This window comes from Rhodococcus sp. P4_F5 (assembly GCF_056401315.1).
Genome location: NZ_JBFUJP010000039.1, coordinates 30,265 through 43,789 on the forward strand (window position 1 = coordinate 30,265; position 13,525 = coordinate 43,789).

At 69.8% G+C, this 13,525-nt stretch carries 1 pseudogene; it reads right to left on the reverse strand.

What is annotated here, in order from left to right:
• Nucleotides 1–82: 82 nt before the first annotated feature.
• Nucleotides 83–13,525: pseudogene (locus AC1DU4_RS16455) on the reverse strand (amino acid adenylation domain-containing protein); the annotation flags it as partial.

The window sequence follows — 13,525 nt, forward strand, 5'->3', positions numbered from 1 at the left end:
GCGCCACCAACCGAAGTCGCCCGCCGGTGTGCTCCTTGAGGACTGGTCCGACGATGCTCAGTGCCGCCGGCGACGTCATGCCCCAGTGGGTGCTGTCGACCACATGGTTACGGACACCCCCACTGACGTACGGCTGCCAGCCGGTAGCCGAGCGCAGACCGGTCGGGTCGTCCTCGCCGGCAGTGAAGAACAGCACCTCACCGTCGAACACCTCGGGCCGGTAGGCGGCGGTCAGTCCGGAGTTGTGCTCGGCGGCCGCCAGGAGTCGGCCGACGATCTCGGTGGCCCGCTCCTCGCTCTGCCCGGTCAACTCACCGAACATGGCAACCGCCTGGTCCAAGGTCACCTCCGAGGCCAGTCGATCACCAACCGCGTCCATTCCCATGCCGCTGAGCATTTCTGACATCGTCACTTCACCGAGGGTGTTGCCGGGCGTGGTCTCCGCGGTGAAGCTGTCGAGCATCGCCAGCAGTTCCACCTTCTCCCCCTGCGCCTGCAACTGCACCGCGATGGCGTGGCTGATCACCCCGCCGAGCGACCATCCGAGCAGGTGGTACGGCCCGGACGGCTGCACGCGCCGGATCTCGCGGAGATAGACCTCCGCGACGGCCTCGATCGATCCCGGCAGCTCGCCGTCACCCAGTACCGCCGGTGTCTGCAGTCCGTAGATCGGCCGGTCCTCGTCGACGTACTGCGCCAGTCCGGTGTAGCACCATGCCAGCCCGACGATCGGGTGGACACAGAACACCGGCGGCCTCGACCCCGTCGGACGGATCGGGAGCAGCGTCCCGAAGGCCTGATCGGCGATGTCGTCGGCGCCGTGCTCGATCTGCCGGGCCAGTGCCTCCGGGGTGGAATCGGAGAACAGCCACGGCAGCTGCACGACGGTGTCGAGTTCGGCTCGCAGTCTGCCGACCACCCGCATACCGATCAGCGAGTTGCCGCCGAGCTCGAAGAAGTTGTCGTCCAACCCCACCCGCTCCACTCCGAGCAGCTCCGCGAACACCGCCGCGACCGCCTGCTCGGTGGCGGACACCGGGGGCCGGTACTCCCGCGCCGCGACCTCCGGCACGGGCAACGCCCGACGTTCGAGCTTGCCGTTCGCGCTCAGCGGGAATTCGTCGAGCACCATGATGGTCTCCGGAACCATGTACGACGGCAGCGCCGTCGACATCCCCCGGCGAAGCTCAGCGGTGTCGACCTCTCCCTCGCCGACCACGTAACCGATCAACTGCTGCCCCGAGGTGCCCGAGTGCACGAGCACCACCGCCGCCCGCACCGACGGGTCCGCGGTCAACGCCGCCTCGATCTCACCGAGTTCGATCCGCAGCCCGCGCAGCTTCACCTGGAAGTCGGTGCGGCCCAGGAACTCCAGTTCACCGTTGGCATTCCAACGGACGAGGTCGCCGGTTCGGTACAACCGCTCCCCCGGAGCGCCACACGGATCGGCGACAAACCGCTCGGCGGTCAGGTCCGGGCGGTCGTGGTACCCCCGGGCCAGCTGCGCGCCGGCCAAGTAGAGCTCGCCGGGAACACCCACCGGTACCGGGTTCAGTCGGGCGTCCAGCACGTGCGCCCGGGTGTTCCAGACCCCGCGGCCGATGGGCACCACGGCGCCGACATCGGATCCGATCCGGTGTGCGGTCGAGGTCACCGTGACCTCGGTGGGACCGTAGGTGTTGTCGAGCACGGCGATGGAGCGGGCCGCGAAGCGTCGGGCCAACTCCGCCGGGAGTTCCTCGCCACCGGCGAGGACGTAGCGAAGCGACGCCGGCAGTTGCAGCTGCGGATCGGCGAGGAAGACGTCGAGCATCGACGGCACGAACTCCATGATCGTCACCGACCGTTCCTCGGCGACGGCCACCAGGTACTCGGGGTCGCGATGGCCACCCGGCTTCGCAACCACCATGCGGGCGCCCACCTGCAGCGGCATGAACAACTCCCACACCGACACGTCGAAGGTGACGGGCGCCTTCTGCAGCACGGTGTCGGCAGGACTCAGGGGGTACTGGCCCTGCATCCAGGCGATCTGGTTCACCACCGAACCGTGCGTCACGGTCACGCCCTTCGGACGGCCGGTGGAGCCCGACGTGAACATCGAGTACGCGACGTTCGCCGGCCGCAACGGCGCCAACCGATCCGCGTCCGTCAACGCGGTGTCCGCGAAACCGGACAGGTCGAGCACGTCAGTCTCCAACACGTCAACCGAGGTTGGCAGGTCACCGGAATCCCGCGACCTCGACAGCACCACAACGGGATTCGCGGTTGCCACGACGTACTCGGTGCGGTCGTCCGGATGTTCCGGATCGATGGGCAGGTAGCCGCCACCCGCCTTGAGGATGGCGTACATGGCCACGATCAGATCGACCGAGCGATACATGCCGAGCCCGACCAGGGTCTCCGGCCCGACACCGACCGACACCAGGTACCGCGCCAGCCTGTTCGCCCGGCGGTCGAACTCCCGATACGTCAGCACCTCCTCGCCGTAGATCAGCGCGGTGGCCTCCGGCGTCCGCTCGACCTGCGCCTCGAAGGCGTCCACCAGCGTGAGTTCGGGGACCACGACGTCGGTCTCGTTCCAGAGGGCCATCGCGGAACGTTCGGCGTCACTGCGCAGTTCGATGGCACCGACGGGCACCGCAGCGTCGACGGTGACGGCCTCGAGGATCGCGGTGAACTTCTCCGCGAAGCCGACCACGGTCGACTCGTCGAACAGGTCGCGTGCGTAGTTGAACGTCCCCTGGATCCCGGTGCGCCGCATCTCCTCGTCGAACTCGGTCGACAGCGTCACCTGCAGATCCATCTTCGCTGCGTCGGCCACCGCATCCACCGGCGCCACCGTCAGTCCCGGCAGCGAGATCTCCGATCGGGCGAAGTTCTGCACCACCAGCAGTACCTGGAACAGCGCCGAGTACGCCGTCGACCGGGTCGGGTTGAGCACGTCGATCAACTGCTCGACCTGGATGTCGGAGTGCGCAAACCCGTCGAGGTCGTTGGCGCGGACCCGGGCCAGGAAGTCGGTGAACGCGGCCGCGGGCTCGACCTGGTTGCGGAGCACCAACGTGTTGCCGAACATGCCGATCAGGTCGTCGAGCGCCTCCTCGCCGCGGCCGGCGACCTGCACCCCGATGACGATGTCGTCGGATCCGGAGAGCCTCGACAACAGCACGGCCAGAGCCGCGTGGGCCACCATGAAGAAGGTCGAGTTGTGTTCCCGGGCAAGCCGGTCGATCCGATCGGCAAGGTCCGCCGACATCGTGAAGTTCACGTTGCCGCCGCGATTCGACGCGACCGCGGGTCGCGGGCGGTCGGTCGGCAGCTCCAGCAGTTCGGGAACCCCGGCCAGTGCCTGCTTCCAGTAGCCGATCTGCTTGGCGGCCAGACTTTCGGCGTCGTTCTCGTCGCCGAGCATCTCCCGTTGCCACAGTGCGTAATCGGCGTACTGCACCGTCAGCGGCGCCCATGCGGGCTCGAGGCCCATCCGCCGGGACTCGTAGGCGACGAGGATGTCCCGCGACATCGGGGCCAGGGAGCCGCCGTCTGCTGAGATGTGGTGCATCCCGAGCGCGAGCACGTACTCGTGGTCGGCGAGCTGGAACAGGGCCGCGCGCAACGGGACTGCCCGGGTGACGTCGAACCCGCCGCCGACCACCTCGAACACCCGAGCGTGCAGTCGGTCCTCGGACACCCACTCCGGCTCGAGCGACGGCACCACGTCCGCCGCAGGCAGGACCACCTGGTGCGGACCGTCCTCCGAGTCGGGGAAGACCGTACGCAAGGCCTCGTGCCGCTCCACCATGTCGGACATCGCGGCCCGCAACGCGGCCGTGTCCAGGTCGCCGCTCAGCCGCAGCACGAAGGGGATGTTGAACGCCGGCGAGGTGGTGTCGAACTGGTTGAAGAACCACATCCGCTGCTGCGCATGCGACAACGGGATCCGCTCCGGACGCGGACCGGCCACCAACGGCGGACGCCCGCCCGCGCCGGCGTGCTGCTCCGCCGCAACGGCGAGCCCGGCCACGGTCGAGGCCTCGAACAGCACCCGCACCGGCACCTGCGTGTCCAGCGCCGCGCCGAGCCGCGAGATCACCTGGGTGGCGATCAGCGAGTTGCCGCCGAGCTCGAAGAAGTCGTCGTCGGCACCGACCCGCTCGATCCCGAGCACCTCGGCGAACACGCCCGCCACGATCTCCTCGATCGGCGTCGACGGCGCGCGGAACTCCCGCGCCGCGAACTCCGGCACCGGCAGCGCCCGCTTGTCCAGCTTTCCGTTGACCGTCACCGGCAGCGCGTCGAGGACCACCACCTGCGCCGGCACCATGTACGCCGGCAACGAACCCGCCAGCTCGTCGCGCAACACCTGCTGGTCGAGGGCGACCTCCGGGTCGGCGACTACGTAGCCGAGCAACCGCTGCCCGGTGTGCGGGTCCTCGTGCACCGTCACCACGGCCTGCGCCACTCCGTCGCACCCGGCCAGGGCCGCCTCGATCTCACCGAGTTCGATCCGCAGCCCGCGCAACTTCACCTGCGAGTCGGCGCGGCCCTGGAAGTCCAACTGACCGTCAGTGGTCCAGCGCACCAGGTCGCCGGTGGCGTACATCCGGGTCCCGGCCTCGCCGAACGGGTTCGCCACGAACTTGCTCGCGGTGAGCTCCGCGCGGTCGTGGTAGCCCCGGGCCAGTCCGAGCCCGGACACGTACAGCTCACCCACCACACCGAGGGGCACCGGCCGCAGCCGCGTGTCGAGCACCATCGCACCGACGCCCCCGACCGGCGGACCGATGGTGATCCGGTCACCGACCGAGATCGGCCCGGTCAGGGTGACGACGATCGTCGTCTCCGTCGGTCCGTAGCCGTTGATGAATCGCCGGCCCGGTGCCAAGCGCGCAACCAGCTCCGGCGGGCAGACGTCGCCGCCCACCGCGACCATCTCCAGTGCAGGCAGGTCCTCGGGCCGAACGGTCCCGAGCGCGGCGGGCGCGCTCATCACGTGGGTGACCGACTCCTCACGCAACAGCGCAGCGAGCTCGTCGCCGCCCATCACTGCCGGCGGCGCGACCACCATGGTCGCGCCGGCACTGAACGAGGCGAGCATCTCGAACAGCGAYGCGTCGAAGCTGGCGGAAGACAGGCGGAGCACCCGTGACTGCGCGGTGATCGCCATGTCCGGGTTGGCGTCCGCGGTGAACGGGGCGAGGCCGGTATGGCTCACCGCCACGCCCTTCGGCGTACCCGTCGACCCCGACGTGTAGATCATGTACGCCACGTTGTCCGCGGACAGTGGCGTCGTCCGGTCCCGGTCCGTGACCGGAGCGTCGGACCGGCCCTCGGCCACCTCGCCGTCCAGCTCGAACCACTCGCTCGTGCCCGGCAGCCCCTCGCGGACCCCGGCGACCGTCAGACCCAGCGCCGCACCGGAATCGGTGAGGATGTGCTCGATCCGCGCGGTCGGCAGCGCCGGGTCCACCGGCACGAAGGCCGCGCCGGTCTTGGCGACCGCCCACATCGCGACCACAGCCTCGACCGACCGCGGGAACGCCAGCGCCACGAAGGACTCCGGGCCGACGCCACGCGAGATCAGCAGCCGTGCAAGACGGTTCGAACGACCGTCGAGCTCGGCGTAGGTGGTCTCGTTGCCGGACGAGGTCAACGCCACCGCGCCGGGGGCCAACGCCGCACCGGACGTCAGGATTTCCGGCAACAGCCGCACCGGCAGCGGCGCCGCGAGGGCCCGCTCGACAACCGTCGCGCGTTCCGCCTCGTCGAGCAGGTCGAGTTCGCCGACCGGCAGGGCCGGATCGGCGGCAACGGCCCCGAGCAGCCGCACCAGTCGCGCGACGAATCCGCGCACCGTCGACTCGTCGAACAGGTCCGCCGCGTAGGTCACCGAACCCAGCAGTCCTTCCGCGGAGTCCCGGAAGGTCAGCTCCAGGTCCAGCTTCGCGACCGCGATCTCCGCGTCGAGCGCGGACACCTCGATGCCCGGCAGCTCGAACGACGTCGCCCCCAGGTTCTGCAGCGCCAACGCCACCTGGAACAGCGGCGAATGTGCCTGCGACCGAGGCGGATTCACCACCTCGACGACCCGCTCGAACGGCACGTCGGCATTGCCGAACGCGGCCAGGTCCACCGCGCGGGCCTGCGCCAGCAACTCCGTGAAGCTGAGCGTCGGGTCCACCTCGGTGCGCAGCACCAGCGTGTTGACGAACATGCCGACCAGGTCGTCGAGTGCAGCCTCGCCGCGACCGGCGATCGCGGTGCCGACGGTGATGTCCGTCGACCCGCTGAGCCGAGACAGCGTTGCCGCCAGCGCGGCGTGCAGGACCATGAACAGGGTGGACTGCTCGGCCAGCGCGAGCTCCCGCAGGCGACCGGCCAGTTCGGCGTCGACGCCGAACTCGGTGCGCGCACCGCGCATCGACATCACCGGCGGGCGCGGACGGTCTGTCGGCAACTCCAGCATTGCCGGCACGCCGGCCAACTGCTCGCCCCAGTAGCCGAGCTGAACCGCGGCCAGCGACTCCGGGTCGTCCTCCGACCCGAGCACCTCTCGCTGCCACAGCGCGAAGTCCGCGTACTGCACCTCGAGCGGCTCCCACGTGGGCGCCAGCCCCCCGGCGCGGGTGGCGTAGGCGACCATCACGTCGCGTGCCAACGGCGACAGGGAGAAGCCGTCCGCACTGATGTGGTGCACCACGACCGCGAAGACGTGCTCCGCTGTGCCGGTCTTGAACAGCCTGGCACGCAACGGGATCTCCGTCGAGACGTCGAATCCGCGGGACACGAAGTCGAACAGCGAGGCCGTCAGCACATCCTCGGACACCTCCGTCTCGTCGAGGTCCGCCTCGATCTCGCCGGCCCCGACCACCACCTGGGAGGGGCCGTCCGCCGAGTTCGGGAACACCGTGCGCAGCGACTCGTGCCGTTCCAGCACGTCCCCGACGGCCGCGCGCAGCGCCGCCACGTCGAGTTCCCCGGTCAGCCGGATCGCCAGCGGGATGTTGTAGGCCGGCGAGGCGGTGTCGAACTGGTTGACGAACCACATCCGGGACTGCGCGAGCGAGAGCGGGATCCGCTCCGGCCGCGGACCGGCGACCAGCGCGACCCGTCCGCCGACGCCGACGTGCCGCTCCGCCGCGACAGCGAGCCCGGCSACCGTCGAGGCCTCGAACAGCACCCGCACCGGCACCTGCGTGTCCAGCGCSGCGCCGAGCCGCGAGATCRCCTGGGTGGCGATCAGCGAGTTGCCGCCGAGCGCGAAGAAGTCGTCGTCGGCGCCGACCCGCTCGACCCCGAGCACGTCCGCGAACACGCCGGCCACGATCTCCTCGATCGGCGTCGACGGCGCCCGGAACGCCACGGCCTCGAAGGCCGGCACCGGCAGGGCCTTGCGGTCGAGCTTGCCGTTGACCGTCACCGGCAGCGCGTCGAGGACCACCACCTGCGCGGGCACCATGTACGCCGGCATCGATGCCGACAGCTCGCTGCGCAGCTTCTGGGGGTCGAGCGCGACCTCCGGGTCGGCGACGAGGTAGCCGAGCAGCCGCTGCCCGGTGTGCGGGTCCTCGTGCACCGTCACCACGGCCTGCGCCACGCCGTCACAGGCGAGGAACGCCGACTCGATCTCGCCGAGTTCGATTCTCAGTCCGCGCAGCTTCACCTGCGAGTCGGCGCGGCCGACGAAGTCCAGGTCACCGTCCGCCGTCCAGCGCACCAGGTCGCCGGTGAGGTACATCCGGCTGCCCGCCGCGTCGAACGGGTTGGCCACGAAGCGAGCCGACGTGAGGTCGGTACGGTCGTGGTAGCCGCGGGCCAGACCGGCACCGGACAGGTACAGCTCGCCCACCACGCCGATCGGCACCGGCCGCAGCCGCGCGTCGAGCACCACCGCGCCGACGCCGCCGATCGGTGCGCCGATGGTGATCCGGTCACCGGCGGCCAGCGACGCGGTCCGGGTGACGACGATCGTGGTCTCGGTGGGGCCGTAGCCGTTGAAGAACCGCCGACCGGGCGCGAGCCTGGCCACGAGTTCCGGCGGGCACACGTCGCCGCCGACGCCCACCACCTCGAGATCGGGCAGGTCCTCGGCGCGCATGGTCCCCATCGCCGCGGGCGCGCTCATCAGGTGGCTCACCCGCTGCTCGCGCACCAGTCCCGCGAGCTCGTCACCGCCGACCACCTCCGGCGGCGCCACCACCATGGTCGCGCCGGTGCTGAAGGACGTCAGCATCTCGAACATCGAGGCGTCGAAGCTGGCCGAGGCCAGTCGAAGCACACGAGACGTGGCGGTGATGACCATTTCCGGGTGGGCGTCCGCGGAGAACGCGGACAGCCCGGTGTGGGTGACCACCACGCCCTTGGGCATGCCTGTCGAGCCCGAGGTGTAGATCATGTACGCGACGTTGGTGGCGGACAGCGGCGCCGTCCGGTCCCGGTCGGTGACCGGTGCGTCGGACAGACCCTCCGCCAGGGCGGCGTCGAGTTCGAGCCACTCGGTGGTGCCCGGCATGTCCTCGTGGACGCCCGCGACCGTCAGGCCGAGCGCCGCACCGGAGTCGGTGAGGATGTGCTCGATCCGCGCGGTCGGCAGCGCCGGGTCCACCGGCACGAACGCGGCCCCGCTCTTGGCGACCGCCCACATCGCGACGACCGATTCGATGGTCCGCGGGAACGCCAGTGCCACGAAGGTCTCGGGACCCATTCCTCGCGAGATCAGCAGCCGTGCAAGGCGGTTCGACGTCGCATCGAGTTCCGCGTAGGTCATCTCGGCGCCGGATCCGATCAGCGCGACCTTCTCCGGGTCCAGTGCCGCGCCGGTGGCGAGCATCTCCGGCAGCAGTCGCGCCCGCAGCGGTCGCGCGAGCGCCCGCTGCGCCAGGGTCGCCCGCTCGCTCTCGTCGAGCAGGTCCAGCTCGCCGACCACCACGGCCGGGTCGGCCACGACCGAGCCCAGCAGCCGCAGCAGCCGCTCTACGAAGGTCCTCGCCGTGGACTCGTCGAACAGGTCCGCGGCGTACGTCAGCGAACCGGCCAGGCCGTCCGCACTCTCCCTGAACGTCAGCTCGAGGTCCATCTTCGCGACCGAGGCGTCCGCCTCGAGTGCGGACACCTCGATGCCCGGCAGCTCGAATGCGGCCAAGCCCTGGTTCTGCAGCGACAGGGCCACCTGGGCCAGCGGCGCGTGCGCCTGCGAACGCGGCGGGTTCACCACCTCTACGACCCGCTCGAACGGCACGTCGGCGTGACCGAACGCCGCCAGGTCCACCGCGCGGGTCTGCGCCAGCAACTCGGTGAAGGTCAGGGTCGGGTCCACCTGGGTGCGCAGGACCAGGGTGTTGACGAACATGCCGACGACGTCGTCGAGTGCGGCCTCGCCGCGACCGGCGATCGGGCTGCCGACGGTGATGTCGGCGGACCCGCTCAGACGGGCCAGCTGCACCGTCAGCGCCGCGTGCAGCACCATGAACAATGTGGACTGACGCCCCCGAGCCAGGTCCGTCAACTGCTCCAGCAGCCCCGCGTCGATCGTGAAGTCGGTGCGCGCACCGCGCATCGAAGCCAGCTGCGGGCGCGGGCGGTCCGTCGGCAGCTCCAGCAGCGCCGGCACGCCGGCCAACTGCTCGCTCCAGTAGCCGAGCTGGACCGATGCCAGCGACTCCGGGTCGTCCTCCGACCCGAGCATCTCGTGCTGCCACAGCGTGAAGTCCGCGTACTGCACCTCGAGCGGCTCCCACGTCGGTGCGAGCCCCTCGGTCCGCGCCAGGTAGGCCACCATCAGGTCTCGCGCCAGCGGCCCCGCCGAGAGGCCGTCCGACGAGATGTGGTGCACCGAGAACGCGAAGACATGCTCCCGATCCGAAATCCCGAACAGGCTTGCCCGCAACGGGATCTCCGCCGACACGTCGAAGCCTCGCAGAGCGAAGGTGGTGAACGCGGCCATCAGGCCGTCGGCCGACACCTCCACCTGGTCGAGTTCCAGCCGGACGTCGCCGATCTCGACGACCACCTGGGAGGGACCGTCCGCCGAGTTCGGGAACACCGTCCGCAACGACTCGTGCCGTGCGAGTACGTCACCCACGGCGGCACGCAACGACGCGACGTCGAGTTCACCGGTCAGTCGTACCGCGACCGGAATGTTGTATGCCGGCGAGGCAGTGTCGAACTGGTTGATGAACCACATCCGGGACTGCGCCACCGACAACGGGATCCGCTCCGGACGCGGCCGCGCCACGAGCGCCGTGCGGCCACCGGCACCCGCATGCCGCTCCACCGCCACGGCCAACGCGCCGACGGTCGAGGCCTCGAAGAGCGTCCGCACCGGCACCTTGGTGTCCAGTGCAGCGCCCAGTCGCGCCACCGTCTGCGTCGCGACCAGCGAGTTGCCACCGAGCTCGAAGAAGTCGTCGTCCAGACCGACCCGGTCCACCCCCAAGACATCGGCGAACACCCCCGCCACGATCTCCTCGATCGGTGTCGTCGGGGCCCGGAATTCGCGCACCTCGAACACCGGCGCCGGCAACGACTTCCGATCCAGCTTCCCGTTCGACGTCAGCGGGATCTGGTCGAGCACCACGAACGCCGACGGCACCATGTACTCCGGCAACGCCGTCGCAGCACGGTCCCGAACCGTCGAAACGTCCACGGCGGCCCCGACCGCAGGCACGAGGTACGCCACCAACACCGGATTGCCGGGGATGTCCTCGCGGACGATCACCGCCGCCTGGCCCACCTGCTCCTGCGCCAGCAACGCCGACTCGATCTCACCGAGCTCGATCCGGAAACCACGGACCTTCACCTGATCGTCAGCGCGCCCAAGGTACTCGAGGTCACCGTCGCGGCTCCAGCGCGCCATGTCGCCCGAGCGGTACAGCGCCGAACCGTCCGAGTCGAACGGATTCGCCACGAACCGACCCGCGGTCAACGCCGCCTGACCGAGGTAGCCACGAGCCAACTGCACACCCGCGACGTACATCTCACCCGGGACGCCGACCGGAACCGGCCGCAACCTCTCGTCGAGGACGTACACCTGCAGCCCCGCGATCGCCTGACCCACCAGGCTCGCCGACGCAGATGCCGCGGTGACCTCGTCGACACGGCGATGCGAGACATGCACGGTCGTCTCGGTGATGCCGTACATGTTCACCAACACCGGCGACGAGTCATCGTGTCGCGCATACCAGTCCGACAGCCTGCGCAACTCCAGCGCCTCACCGCCGAAGATCACGTAACGCAACGCCAACTCCGACGGTGCCTGACGATCAGCCTCCGCCAACTGGTAGAACGCCGACGGCGTCTGGTTGAGCACCGTCACCCGCTCGCGCGCCAACAACTCCAGGAACTGCTCCGGCGACCGCGAGGTGAAGTAGTCCACCACCACGAGGGTGCCGCCGTAGAGCAACGGACCCCACAGCTCCCACACCGAGAAGTCGAACGCGTACGAGTGGAACATCGTCCACACGTCGCTCGTGCCGAATCCGAACTCGGACTCGGTGTTCGCCATCAGCCGCCCGACATTGCGGTGCGGTACCAGCACACCCTTCGGGCGACCGGTCGAACCCGAGGTGTAGATCACGTACGCGACATTGCCGGGCGAGAGCGGCGCAAGCCGATCCACGTCGGTCACCGCTGCAGCCGAATACCCGGACAGGTCAACCGAATCCAATTCGACCACCGGAAGCGCGGCCGGCAACGCGATCGCATTGCCCGACCACGTGAGCACACACACCGGCGACGCATCGGAGAGCATGTACTCGATCCGGTCCGCCGGGTACGTCGGGTCCACCGGCAGGTAGCCGCCGCCGGCCTTGACCACCGCGAGCAGCGCCACCACCAGGTCCGCCGACCGCGGCAGGGCCACCGCCACCAACGACTCCGGCCCGACCCCCGCCGCCACCAGCACCCGGGCCAACCTGTTGGCCCGCTCGTCCAGTTCACGGTAGGACAACGCCTCGTCGGCGAAGCGGACCGCAACCCGCTCCGGATGTGCCTGCGCCACAGCGTCGAACAACTCCACCAGTGTGGTGTCCGTACCCGTGTCCGCACCGGAGGTGTTCCACTCCGAGAGCATCAACTCGCGTTCGGCCCGGTCGAGCAGGTCGATGTCACCCACCGTCACCGCCGGGTCCGCGGTGACGGCGGACAGGACCCGCATGAACCGGTCCCCGAACGTCGTCGCGGTTGCCTCGTCGAACAGATCGGTCGCGTAGGTCAGCTCGGCCACCATGCCCGCGGCGACGCCGGTCTCACCCCACGACTCCGAGAGCGTCAACTGCAGGTCGAACCTCGCCACCTGTGCGTCGAAATCCACCGTGCTGACCGTGAGGTCCGGGAGTTCGAGGCTGGTCAACCCCAAGTTCTGGAAGGTCAGCGCAACCTGGAAAAGCGGGTGTCGAGCCTGCGAACGGGTGGGGCTGAGCACGTCGACGAGCCGCTCGAACGGCACGTCGGCGTGCGCGAAACCGGCCACGTCGGTCGCCCGGGTCTGCTCGAGAACCTCCTCGAAACTGGCCGCCGAGTCGATTTCGGTGCGCAGCACCAGGGTGTTGACGAACATGCCGACCAGGTCGTCGAGCGCGGCCTCGCCACGGCCGGCGACCGGCGCACCGACGGCGATGTCGGCGGTTCCCGACAACCGCGCCAACAGCACTGCCAGGGCCGCGTGCATCACCATGAAGGTGGTGCTGTTGTGCGTCCGCGCCAGTTCACCGAGCGCCGCGTGCATGCCCGCATCCACCGTGAACGCGGTGCTGGCACCGTGATTCGACGCCACCGCCGGCCGCGGTCGGTCGCTGGGCAGGTCCAACTGGTCGGGCAGAGCCGCCAGTTCCTGCGACCAGTAGGCCAGCTGCGTGGAGATCAGCGATTCCGGGTCGTCCTCACTGCCGAGGACCTCCCGCTGCCACAGGCTGTAGTCGGCGTACTGCACCGACAGCGGTTCCCATCCGGGCGCGACATCGATGGTGCGAGCCCCGTACGCGACCATCACGTCCCGCACCAACGGACGGATCGAGAATCCGTCGGCGGCAATGTGGTGGACCACGAACATCAGCACGAACTCGTCCCCGCCCAACGAGAACAGAGTCGCTCGCAGGGGGACCTGAGTGGTGACATCGAATCCGATGGCGGCCTCGGCGGCGATGGCGTCGATCAGCTCGGACTCGACGACAGTCACCGGCGTCAGGTCCAGGGCCACGTCGCCGATCGGCACGACCACCTGGGCCGGCCCGGCGGCCGTGTCCGGGTACCTGGTCCGCAGCACCTCGTGCCTGGCGACCATGTCCGCCACAGCGGACTGCAGCGCCGCGACGTCGAGGCGACCGGACAGGCGCACCGCGGCCGGGATGTTGTTCACCGCGGAAGCCGTGTCGAACTGGTTGAGGAACCACATCCGGGACTGCGCGAGCGAGAGCGGGATCCGCTCCGGCCGCGGACCGGCCACCAGCGCGACCCGCCCACCGCCGCCGACGTGCCGCTCCGCCGCGACAGCGAGCCCGGCGACCGTCGAGGCCTCGAACAGCACCCGCAC